Genomic DNA, 16,661 nt, shown 5'->3' on the forward strand with positions numbered 1-16,661 from the left:
CTGCGTCGATCCGCCGTCCAGGGCTCGCGGTGCTACCTGGGCCCGGGCGCGGCGGTGGACGACGGGCAGGAGGGCGCGGCGGCCGGTCGGCCTGCCGCCGGCAGGGCGTATGCAATCGGGTAGTCCGAGGGTGATATCCCTCCGTCGTTGACTTTCCTCTTGGTTGGCCCACCCGGCAGGATCAGGACCCATGAGGATGCTGGTGCTCGGTGGTACGTGGTTCCTGGGCAAAGAGGTAGTCGCGGGCGCGCTGGCGCGCGGGTGGGAGGTTTCGGCGTTCAACCGGGGCCGGTCGGGGCCCGATGCCATCGGTGTGCATGCGGTGCATGGCGACCGGACCAACCCCGAAGACCTTCAGCAGTTGGCCTCGCACGGCCCGTGGGATGCCGTGGTGGACACGTCGAGTTCCGAACTCCCGCCGCGTGACGTGCTTCTCGCTGCGCGAGCTCTTGCCGACCAGGCGGCGCGGTGGGTGCACGTGTCTACGGTGTCCGTGTACGAGGGGTGGCCGCACCACCCGCTCACGGAGAACTCGCCGCTTCTCGTCTGCCCTGCGGACGCCGACAGCGCGTTCGGCTACACCGGCCCCGACGGGTCGCCGACGAAGTACGGGTTCCAGAAGGCGGGCGGAGAGCGGGCAGTGGGCGAAGCGCTCGGCGATCGAGCAGTGTTTCTGCGGCCCGGGGTGATCCTCGGCCCCGGCGAGTATGTCGGCCGCCTGCCTTGGTGGCTGACCCGCGCTGAGCGCGGCGGGTGGATCCTCGCGCCGTCTCCGGCGGAGCGGCGGATTCAGCCCGTCGACGTCCGCGACGTGGCCGCCTTCACACTGGACCAGGCCGCGGATACGAGTGCTGGTGGAGCCTTCAATGTCGCCCACCCCGAAGGGCTCACCTTCGCAGAGTTCGTGACCGCCTGCCTGACCGTGACCGGCGGCGCAGGGCGGCCCGTCTGGACGGCTCCGGAAGACCTCACCCACCACGGAGTCAAGCAGTGGACGGAACTGCCCCTGTGGCGCACGCACACAGGGGTGTGGGCCGTCGATCCCTCTCAGGCCGTGGCTGCCGGTCTGCGCTGCCGTCCGCTGGACGAGACGATCGCCGACACGTGGGCGTGGCTCCAGGCCGACGGGCGCCCTGTCGAGCATCCCCGGTGGGCTGAACACGGCATCGCCCCCGAGAAAGAGGCGAAGATTCTTACGTCTCTCTCGGGGGCGAACTGACGGGCGGGCGGCGTCAGGCTTCCAGGGCGGAGAGCGGGCCGGAGCCGGTTCCAAGCTGATGCTGTGCGGACAGGCGGGTGAAGTCCTCGATCCGTTCACCGAGTTCCCCGGCGAGCTGCGCACGCCTGAACGGCTCGCCGGTCAGCGCGCGTCGTACCCGTGCGGTGCGGGTCAGCAGGCCGGTAGCGCGCTGATCGCGCGGCACGGCCCACACCTGTTCGAGGGCTTCGGCCGCGCCGTCGAGGTCGCCTCGTAGCAGCCGGGCGGCGGCCAGGTCTGCGCCTGCCCCGCCGATCACGCGGGCCGAGCGCAGCGCCGCCGGTCGCTGGGACGCCAGCCTCAGAGCCCTCGTGGCAGCGGTCTCCGCTTGGTCCCCGTCGCCGAGCAGAAGGCACGTCGAGCTGTTCGACATCGCGAGCCGTTCGGCGGTGAACCCGAACTCTCCGGCCATACCGTCGTGGAGGTCGTCCGTCGCTCCCTGCCCATCGGTCTGCGAGCCGTCCAACGCCCGCTGTGCGGAGACGACATCGCCGAGGTATCCGAACGCACGGGCCTCAATTGCTGCGAGCCTGCGCCGTGCCACGTCTCCCAACCCCGCGAACATCTGGGCCTGTCGCGCCAAGCGCGCGGCCTCCGCAGGCTGGTTAGAGAAGTACGCAATGTACGCCAGCGTCCCGCCGGCGAACGCACGCAGCGGATCGAACCGCGCGGTCTCCCCATACAGAGCCGCAGAACGGCACAAGCGCTTCGCCCCGTCCAGCGACCCCAGGTCGAACGCCGACGTGGCCAGCAGCGCGCACGCCTGACCCGCCACGATCAGCAAGTTCTGCAATTGCGCCGGGACCTGCGTCCGGCCCCGCTGCGTCTCGGCCTCCTCACGCAATTCCCGCGCCCGCTGGAACACATCGAAGGGAGCGGTGCTGCTGTAGGCGCGCGCCAGCGTGGCCACGTCGTCCCGCAGCTGGTCAAGGGTCGTATCAGAGATGGAAGCAGCGGCAGTTTCAGCGGCCTCGCTCTGGGCGTCACGTGCAGTCATCAGAATTTCGTCTTCCAGTTTGAACGCGGGTGCAGGTGCTACAGAGGGAGGCGCCTCGAACAGAGCTGCCGCATCGACCCCGAACATGTGCTCCAGCACGGTGCACGCCTCCGGTCCCGGAAGGGTCTGGACCCGACCGGACGTCCAGCGCCGAAACTGCGCTTCGGACACCGTCAAATTCCGGGACTCCTCAGCAAGCACCTGAGCCGCCGCACGACGGAAAGCGCGCTCGAAGTCCACATAACGCCAACGCCGTTGATCCACTAAGACCTTCAGCAGCGTCCGAGCTGTCTTACGCATGTCGCTCCCTGGCCTCTCGGCGCGCTCGCGCCGACGTTTCCCTCAACTGGAAGGGGAACCGCCAACCCCTCGGCAGCGCAACGCCTTCATCGCACATGACACGTTGACGCTACCCGCACGCCATGCATGTCACCTGAACGAGCATCAGGTGACACCCAGTAGGGCATGGCGAAGGCACCCAGGCTGGGCGGAATCTGTCTCTCGCCGCTCGACGCTCCACAACCACCAGGAGTTCGAACGGGATAGGCCCCGCCCGCTCCCCGATCTCCGTCGGTGGCCGGACCGGGGCGCCGACCGCGACCGCAAGGGCGAGGCAGACGACCCATGACGACGCAAAGCACCATTCCTACTCCCGCAGCCGGTGAACTTGTGGACGCCCCCGCGATTCACTGGGAGAGGCTGAGCGACAGGCAGTGCGAGGGCGGCTCGTGCTGCTGGTGCAGCGGTACCCCGGACTCCCGGTTCCCCGTCCGGATACTCCGCCTGGCCGGTGCCCGCCTGTACGCGTGCACCCTGTGCGCGGGCATGTATGGGGTGCGGGAGTCGGCGTCATGATCCTGTCCTCGAGCCTGCCGCCCGGGCTCGCCAAGCATGCTGTGCCCACGTACACGCAGACCCTGTCCCTGGTGGCTTCGTCCGTGACCCTGGCCCGCATGTCGACACGTACCACGCTGGCGTGCTGGTCTCTCGACGAACTGGCCGACGACGCCGAGTTGATCGTGTCGGAACTGGTGACCAACGCCGTACGGCACGCGCGCCCCCCGGCGCCGTCCGAGGACGAGCCGGGCCGGTGCAGACTGACGCTTCAGCAGCCGGAGCCGGACACGGTCAGAGTGTGGGTCACGGATGCGTCGTCGCGCCGCGTGGTACGGCGAACGCCGGGCGACGGTGACGAGACCGGCCGCGGCCTGGCCGTGGTGGATGACCTTGCCTCGGCGTGGGACATTCTCCCGATGCGCGGCGGCGGCAAAACGGTGTGGGCCGAGCTGAGGGCGTCCGGCCCGTGATCCTCGACCCACTCGACAAGACCTTCGAACTGGCCACCGCGAAGACACGCCCCCGCTGCCGGTGGCGCCGGCGGGTCTGTCGGCAGATCACCGCTCAAGTTCTCCACATGGCCGCCGTCACCGCGCTCGTTCTGTCGCTGCTCTTGGCCACTCCCGGGCGCCCTTGATCCCCGGCGGCCGCACCCCCCAACCGTCAGAGGCAGTGCCTCGGCCATGGCCCTGTAGCCGCCCTGCCCCAGGACGCTTTCCCGTCCCCATTTCTGGCCTGCACGCGGAGAGCACCACCCGACCAGAATCACATGGAAGGAGCAAGGTCATGAGCATTCCCCTCCCGCATACCTTCGTGGACTGGACCGCGCTGCGGAACTTCGCGGCCTTACGCGGCCAGCTCAGGGTCTCCTTGACCCCGAAGTGCAACGAGAAGTGCTGGTTCTGCCACAACGAGGGCGACGTCCCGCCGCCCTTCGCCTACGCCAACCGCGATGCGCGTCCACGCCCAGGCGCGATGACCGACGGCGACTTCCTGAACGTCCTGCGCGAGCTGATGGAAGCGGGTCTGAAGCGGGTGTACTTCACCGGCGGCGAACCGCTCCTGTCGCCCCTGGCTCGGTCGGTCCTGACCCGGCTTCCCGAGCACGGGCCGGATACCACCTACACCCTGATCACGAACGGATCCCTGGTCCGCAGGAACCAGGAATGGCTTGCCACGACGGCCCTGGACAAGGTGAAGGTCTCCCTTCACTACTTCTCGGATGAGTCGCTGACGGCAATCGCGGACACCCGCATCGGCATCGCGACCATCCTCGACGGGATCGAGGCGGTCCGCGAGATGTTCGAACGGGTGGAGCTGAACACACTCGTCCAGCGTGAGAACGCGCACGAACTGCGCGACATCCTGGCCTTCGCGCTCGAACGACGCCTGCCCGTGCAGTTCATCGAGCTGGTGGACACAGACTTCAACGCCGACCGGAAGAGATCCGCGATCGGCACCCAGAGCATCATCGACCACCTTCGTACCCTGACCAATGACGAGGAGGTCGAGATCTCCGGCGTCGGCCAAGGCCGGCGGATCTTCCGCATCGACGGCATCGAGATCGACGTCATCCACCGCGAATTGGGCCGCCACCACGTCGGCCAGTGCGGCACCTGCCCGGTCAGGGCCAGGTGCGTCGAGGGGTTCTGGGCTCTGCGTCTGGACCACGCCGGCGGAATCCAACCCTGCTTGCTGCGGGACGACTTGCGCATGGACATCCGTCATCTGCTGGGCTCCCCGGAGGCGGTCCCCGAGGTCGTGGCCCAGCACGTGACCGCCTTCACGGAGGGAACCCTGTGAACCGCCTGGGCGCTCCATACACCCCCGAGTCGAAAGAGGACGGGGAGGGGCCGTTCATCGTCCTGGAGGGCGTCTCGGGGGTGGGGAAATCGACGCTGAGCCGCCTGTTGGCCAAGCGAATCTGCGGCACGGCGATCCACACCCTCACCGACCCGCACAGCGGCTGGTCCGACGTGGCCAATGCCTGGCTCCGGCCACTGCCGCAGCTCGCCTTCTACCTCTCCGGCCTGTTGCACGTCTCCGATGCCGTACGCCGCGGCCTCGGCGAGGGCCCGGTGATCGCGGACCGGTACGCCTCCTCGGTCGTGGCCTGCCACGCCGCCGTCAACCGCGTCGGCCTGGGCCAGGTGCAGGAGTTGATTGCACCGTTCAGGTCGTACCTCGTGGCGCCGGACGCCACGTTCTACCTCCTTGGCTCCGATGACGTGCTGAAGGAACGGCTGGAGGGCAAGCCGGATGTCAAGCGGGACGACACCGACCTGTTCGACGTCCCGGGGCGCCTCGACCGGCTCCGGGCGAACTTCCATGCCATCGCCAAGGCAGACCCCAGCGCGGTCGTGCTCCGCACCGACCGGCGCAGCCCGGACGACCTGGCCGAAATCATCGTCAAGCACCTGGAGGGCAGGCGTGCTTAACCCGATCGACTCCGATGCTGTCATCCGCGACGGCTGTATCGCCGGCGCGTTCCCGGGCGAGATCCACGAAGGCGTGGCCTGGTGGGTCGGCGCGTGCTTCGTCGTCGTCCACGAAGCACGGCGATTGGCCGTGGCGTACGACGGACACCCCACCACCGCCGAGTTCCACCGGCGGCTGTGCCAAGGGGCGATCAACGCCCAGCACTTCGGCTGCCTGGTCTGCGACCTCGGCACCGCTGACGAAGATCAGCTCCATCGAGCGATGAAGCACCTCGGGGGCGTCCCCGGCGTCTTCCTATCCACGGCCGACGACGGTGGACGACGGACGGTCAGCATCCGCCTCTATGACGCGTTGGGGCAGCCGGTCACGGAGGACACCGGCATTGCGAAGGTGCGCCAGATGATCGCCGCCGACCAGGTGCCGCTCCCGGTGAACGAGCGGGCCAAGGGACGCATCACGGACCGGCGCGACCTGGTGGGGGCACCGTGATCAGCGCAGCACAGGTCATCGACAGCGGTACCAGCATCCTGTTCGTCACCCTGGACTCCCTGCGCTACGACGTCGCACGCGCGGTCATGCATGCCGGCCAGACGCCCCGCCTGGCGAAACTTCTGCCCGGTGGCCAGTGGGAGGAACGGCGCACCCCCGGCACCTTCACCCTGCCCGCGCATATCGCGTTCTTCTCCGGCTTCCTCCCCAAGCTCCCGCAGCCTGTACAGCCGCCCCGGTTGTGGGAGTGCCGTCCGCCTGCCTTCAAAGAAGTCGACCCCGGTACGTTCGTCTTCGACGCGCCGGACCTTCTCACCGGCCTCGCCGAGCACAGATACCGCACCGTGTGTGTCGGCGGCGTAACGTACTTCTCGCGGGAGACGCCGCTCGGGTCAGTGATGCCCGACATGTTCCAAGAGGACCACTGGCGACCGGAGTTCTGCTCCCCTGAACCCGACTCGACCCGCCACCAGGTCGACCACGCCCTAACGGTCGCCGCGCAGTACGCTCCCCAACCAATCTTCCTGTTCATCAACGTCTCTGCGACCCACGTCCCCCACGGGCACTACCTCGGCGACAGCGGCGACTCGTGGCGGTCCCAGGCCGCCGCCGTGGCGTACGCGGACGAGCACCTTGGCCGCCTGGTCGAAGGGCTCACCCGCGACAGGAGGTGGCTGATCATCATGTGTGCCGACCACGGAGACGCCTTCGGGGAGGACGGCTACCACGGCCGTGGCATTGCTCACCCGACCGTGTTGGCCGTGCCTTTCGCGGCGTGGCTGTCAGCATAGGTCGATACGCTCCGGGCCATGACCGACGCATCCCAGCGGGAGGCGTCACGCGACGCTTCCGTCATCGTGGCCCGTGACGCAAACGGCCTGGTCGCCGTCCTGACCGCCGCATTCCCCCAGCATCGCGGCGAGTACGCGTTCCTGCCCGGGGGGCGCCGGGAGAGCGGCGAGAGTCCGGAGGAGTGCGCGCGGCGCGAACTGCGTGAGGAAGCCGGGGTCACCGCCCTCTCCTGGCGCTCCCTCGGCTCATATGCCATCACCCTGAACTCCACCGCCCGCATCCACCTCTTCCTGGCCGAAGGCCTCACCCTCGGACCGCAGCAACTCACGCCGTGCGAGGAGGACTTCAAGCTGATGTGGTGGCCGATGCCTGAAGCGATCCAGGCCGCGATCGACGGACGCTTCCTGCTCCAAGGCGGCCCCCTTGCACTGCTGCTCGCCCAAGAGGCCATCTCCCAGCGAGGAGAGCGATGAACAGAGGTACGACGGAGTCCTGGTTCAAGTCCAGCTACATGGGCACGGTCGCGGCGGTGGACGACGGGCAGGAGGGTGCGGCGGCCGGTCGGCCCGGCGCCGGCAGGGCGTACTCCGCCCAGACCGTCTTGCCGGGGCCGTCCCGGCGCGGGTGCCAGTCCCAGCGGTCGGCGAGGTGCTCCACCAGGAACAGGCCGCGGCCGGTGTCGCGGAGGTCCGTGGGCGTCGCTACGACCGGTACGCCCTCGGTGCGGGTGTCGGTGACCTCGATCCGTACGGTCATGGCGTCGCAGGCCACCGCGAGGCGGAAGTCGCGGCCGGGGACCAGGCCGTGCCGGACGGCGTTGGCGGCGAGCTCGGCGACGATCAGCGTCAGCGCGTGGTGCGTGTCGCAGTCGTAGGGGATGCCCCACGCGTCGAGCCGCTGCCCGGCAAGACGCCGGGCGAGCCGCGCGCCGCGCGGGGTGGAGCTGAAGCGCATCGCGAAGTGGCCTGTGGGGTTGGTGGGCCGGGGGACGGGGTCGGGGGCAGCGGTCTCACTGTTCATGCCCTCAAGGCTCCCGACGGTGGCGTAGCGTGACCAGTGGTGACGCGCCGTCGCGTGCCGGTTGTACGCGACGGGGCGGGAGGTGTACGAGGCGCGCGGCATGACCGGCTCGGGGCGGGCGCGTTGGGCCGGGGAACTGGGCCGGGGAGGCGGTGGAGCCGATGGAGTCGGTTGGCCTCGGGGTATCCAGCCCGGCGAACGCGTGGGGCCCACACCGCTGCGGTTGAGGACGCTCAGGCGCCGCGAGGCCGCGACCCGTGGACCTGCCCCTGCCCTGACCGGCCGATACGGTCACAACACGACCACATCCCCCACGTTCGACCTTCACGGGACGCATGATGCGCACCCGCACCATCACCACGACCGCAGCCCTGCTGCTCGCCCTCACCGCCTGCAACGACGGTGACAGTGCCACGCAGAGCAACGCCGACAAACCCAGCCAAGCCGCCAGCAGCAAGGCCCCTGCAAAGGCGTCGGCGCCTCCCAAGCCGCTCCCGTTCGGCTCCGGCTGGAAGTGGACCGACACCGACGAGGACAGCAGCCCGATCAGCGGTACCACGACCGTCCTCAACTACACCCAGCCCGCCGCCGACGTCGGCCTCCCCGACGACATCGCCGACTCCAAGAACCCGGAGTGGGCCGTGTTGGAAGTGAAGGTGTGCGTCGACTCAAAGAGCAGCTCCGTGACGGTCTCTCAGGAGCCCTGGGCGCTCGGCTTCCCTGATGACACGCGCCTGGATGTCCCCATCTTCAGCGGGTCCGGCGTGCCCAAGCCCGAGTACGCAACCAACGGCGCCACCGTCAACCCTGGTGACTGCCTCCGAGGCAAGATCACATTCGACGTCGAGCGCGGAAGCCGACCCGACAGCGTGGTCTACGGCGCGGCAGACCGTGACACTGTCGAGTGGGCGATCCCGAAGGCATAGCAGTCGCCCGCTGGCGAGCTCATCCCCGCGTGGCCGGGGCAGCGGCGCTGCCCCACACTGCCCCTGCACGGCCTCGACGGTCGTGCGGGGCATTCGTGCGTCCAAGACGTGTGCCAAGCGAGTGCTATCAGTGCGGGAACATGCAGGTCAGGCCCAGGCCACCCGCTACCCCATACGGTTACAGGGCCGCCGTGCCGGTGCCCATATTCGCCTGCACTGTCCCGGTCGGCGGCCGTACCATCCCGGCCATGACCTCGAACGCCGCCACGCCCGAGCGCAACCCGTTCCTTGAAGCCGTCGGCCGAGTGACCGTTGCCGGCGCCAACCTCGACTTCAGCCTGCACAATCTCCTCGGCCAGCTCGCTTTCGAGCCCACCCTTCTCCAGCTGGCCAACGCCGAGGGCACGGCACGGCTCATCGAACTGTGCGAGCTGGCTCTGAAGACGTACGAGGTCGAGATGCTCGCCGATGACGTGGCTGAGGTTCAGCGGTGCCTCGTCCGAGCGAAGGTACTCAAGGACAAGAGGAACTTGATCGTGCACTCGCTGTACATGCGGGCAGAGGACGGTATCGGCTTGGAAGCCGCTAAGCCTCTCAGGCGGACACTCGGGCAGAGAGTCACGAAGATCACCGTTGCCGAGATGGAAGCCACGGCCGCGGAGATGGAGGCGCTGCGGAGCGACCTCTTCCGCGCAGGGTGGAACGCCCGTGCGAAGGTGACCGGCATGACCCGCTTCCCTCGGCAGGCGACGCCCGCTGGGGAACCCGTAACCGAGAGCTGAGCGCAGCAGTCGGACTCCAGTTGCGAGCAATCTGTAGCCACTGTCCTCGGCCAGCAATCTGCCGCAATCCGCGAGCGCCACCGCGCAACCACCCCGCATCCTGGACCTCCAACCCACCAGGACTCGGAGGCGACATGGCGCTCAGGTTCCTCGGCACCACCAGCGATGACGGTGACTGCCCCACCCTGTACGAGATCGAGGGCACAGACGAGATCCTCGTGCAGGGAGACCGAGAGACCGACCCCCAGCACCTCGTACAGCTACGGGACGTCAAGCCGACTGAGACGTTCGTCCGCGTCCCCCGCAGCCTCCTGACTCGATACGCGCCCCGCAGCGCTGTGCCCGGGCTCCAGCCGTTCGCCTCGATCTCGCACCTGTTCCGTGAGTTCCGGCACACCGCGTTCCGGCTGGAGACCCGTCGCGGCTACGCCTCCGACCGCCAGTCCCCGCTCTGGTCGAAGTGGCTCGCCGGTGAGGACGTCGCCAATGAGCCGGCCAACGCGTGGCGGGAGAACGTCCACGCCCAGGTCGAGCAGGGCAAGCGGTTCGAGCGCGTCCGCCTGGCCGACGAGCCCCTGCCCCAGGGGCAGCAGTTCCTGCTGGCCCGCGCGCCCAGCAACGTCGCGGCCGGCGAGGACATCCGGTACCTGCCCCGCGGCGAAGCCTGCGCCCTGCGTCTGCCCGACTACGACTTCTGGCTGTTCGACTCGAAGATCGTCGCCCGGTTCGAGTTCGACGAGGACGACACCACCCTCGGCGTGCACGTCACCGAAGACCCCGCCGAGGTGCTTGCCGCCTGCCAGGCCCGGGACGCTGCCTGGCATCACGCAGTGCCTACAGCCGAGTTCGCGAAGCGGGTAGCTTCGACCGTGTGACCACCGACTTCCAGACCGCACGTGAAGCCCTGGGCGCGCGCCTGCGGGAACTCCGCGCCGAGGCCGGCCTGGAAGGCAAAGACATCGCCAGCAAGGCGGGCTGGCAGACGTCGAAGGTCTCCCGCCTGCAGAACGGCAAGCAGACCCCGACCCGGGCGGATCTGACCGCCTGGGCGAAGGCCGTGGGCCGCCCGGACGCCGAGCCCGAACTGCACGGCCTGCTCGCCGGCCTGGACATGAAGCAGCGGCACCGCTCGTGGCGCCGGCAGCTCGCGGGCGGGCATCGCGGCCGGCAGGAGATCGCCGTCCGGCAGACCGAGAACACGACGCTGATCCGGGGCCTTGAGGTTTCCCGTATCCCGGGCCTGTTCCAGACCCCCGAGTACGCGCGGGTCATCTTCGACAGCAACGCCGAGTTCCGCGGCATCCCACCCACCACCGAGGCGGCCGTCGAGACGCGCATGCGCCGTCAGCAAGCGCTGTACGACCCCGAGAAGACGTTCCGGTTCCTCGTCTGCGAAGCGGCCCTGTATCACCGCTCGTGCCCGGTCGAGGTGATGGCCGAGCAACTGGAGCGGCTGTACAACCTCGTCGGGCAGCGCCGTATCGAACTCGGCATCCTGCCCTTCGGCACTCAGCTGCGCCGCACCGCGCCACACGCCTTCTGGATCTACGACCGGCGACTCGTCATCGTCGAGACCATCGGCGAGGAGCTGTGGCTGACTGGCGACGACGACGTGCATCTGTACGAGCGGGCGTGGGACTGGCTCGCCGAGTCCGCCGAGTACGGTCCCCCGGCGCGGCGCCTGATCGGCCGTGCGAGGGCGTCTCTCGACCTCGCCTGAGCAACCGGTCGCAAGCCTCCCTACCGGGTGCGCAATCGCGCGCAATCGCCGCCCAGAGGCGCAATCATCCTACGTAGCGTCCCGTTCATGGCCCTACCGAAGTGCACCGAGCGGTACGAGGCGGGAGACGCGTGGCTGGCTGGCTGCTCCGCACACCCCGCCCTCGTGCGTGAGGCGTGGAACCTTGAGGCACTGGCGCCGATCCGGTCCGGCAAGACGTGGCTGGTGGTTGAGGCCCCGCTCGTCGCGAGTATGCAGGCGCACACCCGGATCCGCCCCGAGCACCGAGGCCCGGTCGTGGCCGATCCGACCTTGGACACCGTCTGGTAGCTCGTGCCGCTCAACGCCGTCGGCGAGCTGGCCGACCTGCGGGTGGTGACCGTGCATCCGATCGGCTGGCCCCTGCACTGACCGCCGACGGGCTGGCCGGCTTGCGGCCGGTTCTGGCTCACGCGCCCGGACGGCTCTGGCCAACTCACTGACCCTGCCGTACTCGCCGCCGCATTCGGCCCTGGCGGGTACCGACGCCCAGCGGAGGCATCGGCATGACCACCACCGAGACCGAGACGCCCGAGGCCACCGACGAGCTGCCGAGGCTGTGCAAGCAGCTGGTGCGCACCGCGAAGTCGTCACGCGTCCGGGCCGCCGTGCAGGCGCTGGTCGAGGAACAGACCATCCTGTCGGTGCCGGCCGTCCGCCACGCCCTGATCGTCGACACCAGCCGCGGCCAGAAGGCCGACTTCGAAGGACTGTCCGGGCTCCAGTACGGACTCGGCCTCGACGAGCAGCAGCGCGTGTTCCTCAGCTTGGTGCTGTCCATGGTCGGCACCGGGATCACCACCCTCGCCTCGGTGGAGGACCTCGACGAGCGCCGTCTGCCGATCGTCCTCCGGGCAATCCTCCGGCTCGCGGGCAACGACACCATCGCCGTCGGCACCCGCCTGTAACCCCGCCCACCGAGGACGGCACCCAGGCTGCGGCCCCATACGCTGCACGGTTGTTGAGATACCAGCAGCGACCAGCGATCGGAGACCCCCATGGCAGGCATCGAGTTCGAAGCGAAGGCCCTCGACATCGACCCCGCGAAAATGGCGCGGCTCATCACCGAGGCCGACGGCACCTGCACAACCGGTCCCCGCCTCATGCGGCGGTACGTGTACGACACCATCCCGGCTGTCCCCGGCCGCTGGGTGCGGCTACGCGACACGGGAACCGAGGTCACCCTGTGCGTGAAGCAGATCACCACGGACGCCGTCGACGGGACCCACGAGACCGAGGTGACCGTCGACAGCTTCGAGGAAGCCGCCGCGCTGCTGCAGCTCGCCGGCCTGACGCCTCGCGGCTACCAGGAGAACCGACGCACCTCGTACACCCTCGGCGCAGTCCGCCTTGAGGTCGACGAGTGGCCGCGCATCCCGCCGTACCTGGAGATCGAGGCCGACGACGAAGCACAGGTGTGGGCGGCCGCCGCCGCGCTGGGCATCGGCCACGACCAGCTCACATCGATCAACACCACGAAGGTCTACGGCCTGTACGGCATCGACCTGGACTCCATCGCCGACCTGCGCTTCGAGTAGGCCGGCGCTTGCGAACCGGCCGGGGCACCGATCCCCGGCCGCCCGGAGAAGGGGGCACCATGCACGACCTGAGCGACGTGCCGGTGGAGGTGAAACCGGACCGCACCCTGCGTGTGAAGATCATCGACGCGTGCGGCCTCGCCTGCTCGTTCTGCCACAACGAGGGAACACCCGTCGCCGCGCCGGGCCGCACCGGACGCGTCTCCATCTACCTCCGCACCAACGGCGCCGACTTCCTGCCCGACCGGATCGCCGCAGACGCCGACTTCGCCCAGGCCCTCGCTGCTGTTCGCGGCAGCCTCCCCACGAACGAAGTGCACTTCACCGGCGGCGAGCCGACCCTGCACCCCGACCTGCCCGGCCTGATCACCATCGCCCGGCGCCTCGGACTCACCGTCGGGCTCACCTCGAACGGCGAGAACGGCGCCGCGGTCCTGCCCGCCGCCGCGGCAGCCGGACTCGACCGCATCAACCTGTCCGTGTTCGGCACCACCCCGGCCGAGCTCGCCGCCGTCCAGGCCCCGCGGCTTGCCTCGCCGAAGCTCGCCGAGCGCAAGTTGGCCGCCCTCGACGCGACGATCGAGACCGCGACCGCGCACGGCATCAAGGTCTCCGCCAACATCGTGATCCCCGACCGTGGCCACGTCGACCGCGTGCTCCGCATCATCGAGCGACACGGCCGCTCCGTCGTGGTCCGGATGCTTGTATCGCTGGAGGACGGGGGCGCCTCCCTGGACGCCATGCAGAACGTCGTCGACCACCTGGGTGCCGTGCCGGTCCGCCGCATCATCACGGCCGGGGCGTCCGATCAGCGGGTGCGGTACCGCCTGCCGAACGGGCGCACGCTGTACGCCAAGAGCATCCGGCCTGTACGCCTACCCGAAACCTGCGCCGACTGCCGGTTCAACAACCCCGACGACTGCCAGGAGGGGTACTACGGGGTCCGGCTGTACCGCGCCGTAGGCGGCCCGTTCATGGTCGGCGTGTGCATCCAGCGCATGGACCTGTGCCTGTCGCTCGGCGAGTTCGTGATGAGTCAGCGCTGCCGCGAGGTGGCGGCCTTCCGTGATGATGAGGTGGCGCGGCTGACCCGGCTGCACACCGTGCCAGCGGCAGCCAGCGAACCGCACCCCGGCTGACCGCCCATAGACGCCCGCCCGTCCTCTGCACCCCCGCCCTCGTGGCGAGAGGACGGGCGGGCTCATGCATTCCCCAGTACCCGGTACGGGCGGCCTGCCGTTGTGGCAGTGCGTCGCCACGGCCGGAACGCCTTCGGCGCGGGTGTCGGTGACCTCGATCCGTACGGTCGTGGCGTCGCAGGCCAACGGGAGGTGGAAGTCGCGGCCGGGGACCCGGCCGTGCCGGACGGCGTTGGCGGCGAGCTCGGCGACGATGAGGGTCAGCGCGTGGTGCGTGTCGCAGTCGTAGGGGATGCCCCATGCGTCCAATCGCTGCCAGGCAAGACGCCGGGCGAGCCGTGCGCCGCGCGGGGTGGAGCTGAAGCGCATCTCGAAGTGGCCGGCGGGGCTGGTGGGCCTGGCGATGCTGCCGGGCGCAGCGGTCTCACTGTTCATGCTCCATTGGTCCCGGCGGTGGCGTAGCGTGACCAGTGGTGACTCGCGGTCGCGTTCCGGTTGTACGCGACGGGGCGGGGGCTGTACGAGGCGCGCCGCGTGACCGGCTCGGGACGGGCGCGTTGGGCCGGGGAACCGGGCCGGGGAGGCGGTGGAGCCGATGGAGTCGGTGGAGCAGGCCGCGGGCGCGCGCGAGGACGCCGGGCCGAGGCCGGAGGACGAGCCGGGATCGGGCGTGGTGACGGCGTTCGGGAGGCAGTTGAAGCTGCTGCGGGTACGGGCGGGCCTGGATCGGCCGGAGTTCGGGAAGCTCACGGGCTACGCGGCGCAGTCGATCGCTTCCTTCGAGCAGGGGCGGCGGATTCCCCCGCCGAGGTTCATCGACCGCGCGGACGAGGTGCTGGACGCCGGGGGCGTCCTCAAGGCGCTGAAGGAGGAGGTGGGGCGGGCGCAGTATCCGGCGTTCTTCCGGGACGCGGCGCGGTTGGAGGCTCGGGCGACGGCGCTGAATGTGTATGCCCTGTACGCCGTCCCTGGGCTGTTGCAGACGGAGGACTACGCACGGGCTGTCTTCCAGATGCAGCGCCCGCTGCTGGAGGACGACGTAATCGAGCAGCGCTTGGAAGCTCGTATGGTGCGGCAGAGCATCTTCTCCCGCCGCCCGGCCCCTCTGATGAGTTTCGTCATCGAGGAAGCGGTGCTGCGCAGGCAGCTCGGCGGCCTGAAAACTATGCGCGGGACCCTGGAACAGATCTTGCTCACTGGGCAATCGAGGAATGTAGAAGTACAGGTCATGCCGATCGGACGCGAGGACCACGCCGCGCTCGGCGGCCCCTTCACATTGATCGACACCGACAAGGGGCACCGCATCGCGTACGCGGAGGTCCAAGACGACAGTCGCCTCTACACCGATACCTCGTACGTCCGTACGCTCGAAGCCCGCTATGGCATCCTCCGATCACAGGCGCTGACCCCGAGCGAGTCGTCGGCGCTCATCGAGCAACTGATGGGAGAGGCATGAACGTGCAGCACAGCAGGGCGGCTGTGCCGGAAGCCGCTTGGTTCAAGAGCAGTTACAGCACGGGCAACGGCGGCGAATGCGTCGAGGTCGCCGAGGCTCCCGGGGCCGTACACATCCGGGACTCGAAGGTCCGATCCGGACCGGTTCTGACAGTCACCCCCGACGCGTGGGCCGGGCTCGTCCGGCTGGCCGCCGACCAGACCATCTGAGCCGTACCTTCGTAACCCCTGTGGGGGGCCTACTCGCAGTGGCGGCTGGGCCCCCACGTCTTGCACGGTTAGCTGAGACAGAAAGACGCCCGTGCTCCGAAGAGCCGGGGACCGACCACCGGCTCAGATCCAGGTCACTTGGCGAACGTATACGCATTCATGCCGGGGAACGATGAGGTAGACGAAGAATCCGCTGTCGACATGTGCGGTATCTCCCTTCGGGCCCAGCCCTTCGTACCGCGTTCCGTCGAGGTAGAAGGCCGCAGCAGCCCGCACCAGCTCGTCAGCTTTCTTCTCGACCTCGGCAACGAACGCCGGCGGTGCTCCGTCGATGACGTACGCCTCGCTGGGGTCGTACTCCCACCTCCACGTCACTCGGCCACCGCCTGCGTCGCCACGTCCTCGACGGCACGCAGCTCGTCCATGCCGGATCGGAATGCGGGGTCGTCCTTGCTGGTCGTGCCGTGGATCGTGGCGAGAGCACGGCTACGGCGTGCGGAGAGATCGGGCCGACGCTCGATCTCCACCTGAGCGGCCCAGTGGGTCAGCCAGTGCTGAAGGTGCCCGATCTTGCTAGTCCTAATGGCGGCGGCGAGTGCTTCTTCCTTGTGCTTTTCCATCTCGTCCAGGCGGTGAGGAGCGATCCGGGCGAGCGCCACGCGGACGGCGTCGGGGGTACGTTCGGGGCGCGGGACCAGCTCCGTGCCGTGGTCCGGCTGTGTGCTCACGATGTCCTCCAAAGGGTGCCCCGGCCAGCATATCCAGCCGGGGCGTACGCATCAGACGTCGTCGTCCAGACCCTCCTCGCAGCGGATCATCCGCCGCGCGGCCTTGCGGGCGCTGCGGTCCGGGGCGAGCTCGGCGACAGTCGTAGGGGATGCCCCATGCGTCCAACCGCTGCCCGGCAAGACGCCGGGCGAGCCGTGCGCCGCGCGGGGTGGAGCTGAAGCGCATCGCGAAGTGGCCTGTGGGGTTGGTGGGCCGGGGGACGGGGTCGGGGGCAGCGGTCTCACTGTTCAT

21 protein-coding genes and 2 pseudogenes are annotated in these 16,661 nt (G+C 69.2%); 17 read left to right on the forward strand and 6 right to left on the reverse strand.

The annotated features are described in order from the left end of the window. The first annotated feature begins 190 nt into the window (after positions 1-190). Positions 191-1,219: an NAD-dependent epimerase/dehydratase family protein gene (locus ABZS71_RS23415; protein WP_356213173.1), complete on the forward strand. Its 1,029-nt coding sequence runs from the start codon at positions 191-193 to the stop codon at positions 1,217-1,219. Positions 1,220-1,232: 13 nt separating this feature from the next. On the opposite strand, the gene ABZS71_RS23420 is transcribed toward ABZS71_RS23415, so the two are convergent. Beyond that, positions 1,233-2,555: a DNA-binding protein gene (locus ABZS71_RS23420; RefSeq protein ID WP_356213176.1), complete on the reverse strand. Its 1,323-nt coding sequence runs from the start codon at positions 2,553-2,555 to the stop codon at positions 1,233-1,235. Positions 2,556-3,106: 551 nt separating this feature from the next. Between ABZS71_RS23420 and ABZS71_RS23425 the strand changes: the two genes are divergently transcribed. The 6 genes from ABZS71_RS23425 (at position 3,107) to ABZS71_RS23450 (ending at position 7,285) form a co-directional block, all read left to right on the forward strand. After that, positions 3,107-3,562 (forward strand): ATP-binding protein, encoded by a 456-nt coding sequence (locus tag ABZS71_RS23425; protein WP_355845424.1) that lies wholly within the window; start codon positions 3,107-3,109, stop codon positions 3,560-3,562. A gap of 316 nt (positions 3,563-3,878) precedes the next feature. After that, the gene (locus ABZS71_RS23430) at positions 3,879-4,895 is read left to right on the forward strand and encodes a radical SAM protein (RefSeq protein WP_356213179.1); all 1,017 of its coding nucleotides are present in this window, start codon (positions 3,879-3,881) and stop codon (positions 4,893-4,895) included. Beyond that, positions 4,892-5,530: a thymidylate kinase gene (locus tag ABZS71_RS23435; protein WP_355845418.1), complete on the forward strand. Its 639-nt coding sequence runs from the start codon at positions 4,892-4,894 to the stop codon at positions 5,528-5,530. Before ABZS71_RS23430 ends, ABZS71_RS23435 begins: the two co-directional genes overlap by 4 nt. Further along, positions 5,523-6,020 carry a hypothetical protein gene (locus ABZS71_RS23440; protein ID WP_355845415.1) on the forward strand — a complete coding sequence of 166 codons (498 nt, stop codon included), beginning with the start codon at positions 5,523-5,525 and terminating at the stop codon, positions 6,018-6,020. Before ABZS71_RS23435 ends, ABZS71_RS23440 begins: the two co-directional genes overlap by 8 nt. Then, the gene (locus tag ABZS71_RS23445; RefSeq protein WP_355845413.1) at positions 6,017-6,811 is read left to right on the forward strand and encodes an STM4013/SEN3800 family hydrolase; all 795 of its coding nucleotides are present in this window, start codon (positions 6,017-6,019) and stop codon (positions 6,809-6,811) included. Before ABZS71_RS23440 ends, ABZS71_RS23445 begins: the two co-directional genes overlap by 4 nt. Positions 6,812-6,829: 18 nt before the next feature. Then, positions 6,830-7,285, forward strand: a complete 456-nt coding sequence (locus ABZS71_RS23450) for an NUDIX hydrolase (protein WP_355845410.1) — start codon at positions 6,830-6,832, stop codon at positions 7,283-7,285. Between the two features lie 34 nt (positions 7,286-7,319). On the opposite strand, the gene ABZS71_RS23455 is transcribed toward ABZS71_RS23450, so the two are convergent. Then, complete coding sequence (locus tag ABZS71_RS23455) at positions 7,320-7,832, reverse strand: ATP-binding protein (protein WP_356213182.1); 513 nt, start codon at positions 7,830-7,832, stop codon at positions 7,320-7,322. Positions 7,833-8,170: 338 nt separating this feature from the next. On the opposite strand from ABZS71_RS23455, the gene ABZS71_RS23460 reads away from it, so the two are divergent. From ABZS71_RS23460 to ABZS71_RS23495, 8 genes are all read left to right on the forward strand, one after another. Then, a complete protein-coding gene (locus tag ABZS71_RS23460; protein ID WP_356213186.1) occupies positions 8,171-8,758 on the forward strand; it encodes a DUF1942 domain-containing protein in 588 nt (195 codons plus the stop codon). A 248-nt stretch (positions 8,759-9,006) separates the two neighbouring features. Further along, a complete protein-coding gene (locus ABZS71_RS23465) occupies positions 9,007-9,540 on the forward strand; it encodes a hypothetical protein (RefSeq protein WP_355845401.1) in 534 nt (177 codons plus the stop codon). Positions 9,541-9,674: 134 nt separating this feature from the next. Beyond that, positions 9,675-10,415 carry a DUF6879 family protein gene (locus ABZS71_RS23470; protein WP_355845398.1) on the forward strand — a complete coding sequence of 247 codons (741 nt, stop codon included), beginning with the start codon at positions 9,675-9,677 and terminating at the stop codon, positions 10,413-10,415. Continuing rightward, positions 10,412-11,260, forward strand: coding sequence for a helix-turn-helix transcriptional regulator (locus ABZS71_RS23475; protein ID WP_355845395.1), 849 nt, complete (start codon positions 10,412-10,414; stop codon positions 11,258-11,260). Before ABZS71_RS23470 ends, ABZS71_RS23475 begins: the two co-directional genes overlap by 4 nt. Positions 11,261-11,347: 87 nt before the next feature. After that, positions 11,348-11,590: a hypothetical protein gene (locus ABZS71_RS23480; RefSeq protein ID WP_355845392.1), complete on the forward strand. Its 243-nt coding sequence runs from the start codon at positions 11,348-11,350 to the stop codon at positions 11,588-11,590. A gap of 215 nt (positions 11,591-11,805) precedes the next feature. Continuing rightward, complete coding sequence (locus tag ABZS71_RS23485) at positions 11,806-12,207, forward strand: hypothetical protein (protein WP_355845389.1); 402 nt, start codon at positions 11,806-11,808, stop codon at positions 12,205-12,207. A gap of 90 nt (positions 12,208-12,297) precedes the next feature. Then, positions 12,298-12,837 carry a CYTH domain-containing protein gene (locus ABZS71_RS23490; protein ID WP_355845386.1) on the forward strand — a complete coding sequence of 180 codons (540 nt, stop codon included), beginning with the start codon at positions 12,298-12,300 and terminating at the stop codon, positions 12,835-12,837. 59 nt (positions 12,838-12,896) lie between these two features. Further along, positions 12,897-13,976, forward strand: coding sequence for a radical SAM protein (locus ABZS71_RS23495; RefSeq protein ID WP_355845383.1), 1,080 nt, complete (start codon positions 12,897-12,899; stop codon positions 13,974-13,976). A 123-nt stretch (positions 13,977-14,099) separates the two neighbouring features. Here ABZS71_RS23495 and ABZS71_RS23500 read toward each other — a convergent pair. After that, positions 14,100-14,411: pseudogene (locus ABZS71_RS23500) on the reverse strand (ATP-binding protein); the annotation flags it as partial. A 160-nt stretch (positions 14,412-14,571) separates the two neighbouring features. Here ABZS71_RS23500 and ABZS71_RS23505 point away from each other — a divergent pair. Both ABZS71_RS23505 and ABZS71_RS23510 read left to right on the forward strand, forming a co-directional pair. Continuing rightward, entirely contained in the window at positions 14,572-15,432 is an 861-nt protein-coding gene (locus tag ABZS71_RS23505; RefSeq protein ID WP_356213202.1) for a helix-turn-helix transcriptional regulator, read from the forward strand. Next, entirely contained in the window at positions 15,429-15,641 is a 213-nt protein-coding gene (locus ABZS71_RS23510; protein ID WP_356213190.1) for a DUF397 domain-containing protein, read from the forward strand. Before ABZS71_RS23505 ends, ABZS71_RS23510 begins: the two co-directional genes overlap by 4 nt. A 123-nt stretch (positions 15,642-15,764) precedes the next feature. On the opposite strand, the gene ABZS71_RS23515 is transcribed toward ABZS71_RS23510, so the two are convergent. The 3 genes and pseudogenes from ABZS71_RS23515 to ABZS71_RS23525 all read right to left on the reverse strand — a co-directional run. Continuing rightward, positions 15,765-16,016 (reverse strand): hypothetical protein, encoded by a 252-nt coding sequence (locus ABZS71_RS23515; RefSeq protein WP_355845377.1) that lies wholly within the window; start codon positions 16,014-16,016, stop codon positions 15,765-15,767. Further along, entirely contained in the window at positions 16,013-16,369 is a 357-nt protein-coding gene (locus ABZS71_RS23520) for a hypothetical protein (protein ID WP_356213193.1), read from the reverse strand. The genes ABZS71_RS23515 and ABZS71_RS23520 overlap by 4 nt, the downstream gene beginning before the upstream one ends. A gap of 142 nt (positions 16,370-16,511) precedes the next feature. Beyond that, positions 16,512-16,661, reverse strand: a pseudogene (locus ABZS71_RS23525) (ATP-binding protein); the annotation flags it as partial.

The sequence above is a fragment of the Streptomyces sp. NPDC005393 genome (assembly GCF_040606675.1).
Lineage (GTDB): Bacteria > Actinomycetota > Actinomycetes > Streptomycetales > Streptomycetaceae > Streptomyces.

Excerpts from the sequence above, each read along its gene's own strand:
- ABZS71_RS23430 (WP_356213179.1), top strand. The coding sequence starts at position 3,879 with ATGAGCATTCCCCTCCCGCATACCTTCGTGGACTGGACCGCGCTGCGG.
- ABZS71_RS23420 (WP_356213176.1), bottom strand. The coding sequence starts at position 2,555 with ATGCGTAAGACAGCTCGGACGCTGCTGAAGGTCTTAGTGGATCAACGG.
- ABZS71_RS23455 (WP_356213182.1), bottom strand. The coding sequence starts at position 7,832 with ATGAACAGTGAGACCGCTGCCCCCGACCCCGTCCCCCGGCCCACCAAC.
- ABZS71_RS23465 (WP_355845401.1), top strand. The coding sequence starts at position 9,007 with ATGACCTCGAACGCCGCCACGCCCGAGCGCAACCCGTTCCTTGAAGCC.
- ABZS71_RS23480 (WP_355845392.1), top strand. The coding sequence starts at position 11,348 with ATGGCCCTACCGAAGTGCACCGAGCGGTACGAGGCGGGAGACGCGTGG.
- ABZS71_RS23510 (WP_356213190.1), top strand. The coding sequence starts at position 15,429 with ATGAACGTGCAGCACAGCAGGGCGGCTGTGCCGGAAGCCGCTTGGTTC.
- ABZS71_RS23470 (WP_355845398.1), top strand. The coding sequence starts at position 9,675 with ATGGCGCTCAGGTTCCTCGGCACCACCAGCGATGACGGTGACTGCCCC.
- ABZS71_RS23450 (WP_355845410.1), top strand. The coding sequence starts at position 6,830 with ATGACCGACGCATCCCAGCGGGAGGCGTCACGCGACGCTTCCGTCATC.
- ABZS71_RS23495 (WP_355845383.1), top strand. The coding sequence starts at position 12,897 with ATGCACGACCTGAGCGACGTGCCGGTGGAGGTGAAACCGGACCGCACC.
- ABZS71_RS23505 (WP_356213202.1), top strand. The coding sequence starts at position 14,572 with ATGGAGTCGGTGGAGCAGGCCGCGGGCGCGCGCGAGGACGCCGGGCCG.
- ABZS71_RS23425 (WP_355845424.1), top strand. The coding sequence starts at position 3,107 with ATGATCCTGTCCTCGAGCCTGCCGCCCGGGCTCGCCAAGCATGCTGTG.
- ABZS71_RS23460 (WP_356213186.1), top strand. The coding sequence starts at position 8,171 with ATGCGCACCCGCACCATCACCACGACCGCAGCCCTGCTGCTCGCCCTC.
- ABZS71_RS23415 (WP_356213173.1), top strand. The coding sequence starts at position 191 with ATGAGGATGCTGGTGCTCGGTGGTACGTGGTTCCTGGGCAAAGAGGTA.
- ABZS71_RS23485 (WP_355845389.1), top strand. The coding sequence starts at position 11,806 with ATGACCACCACCGAGACCGAGACGCCCGAGGCCACCGACGAGCTGCCG.
- ABZS71_RS23490 (WP_355845386.1), top strand. The coding sequence starts at position 12,298 with ATGGCAGGCATCGAGTTCGAAGCGAAGGCCCTCGACATCGACCCCGCG.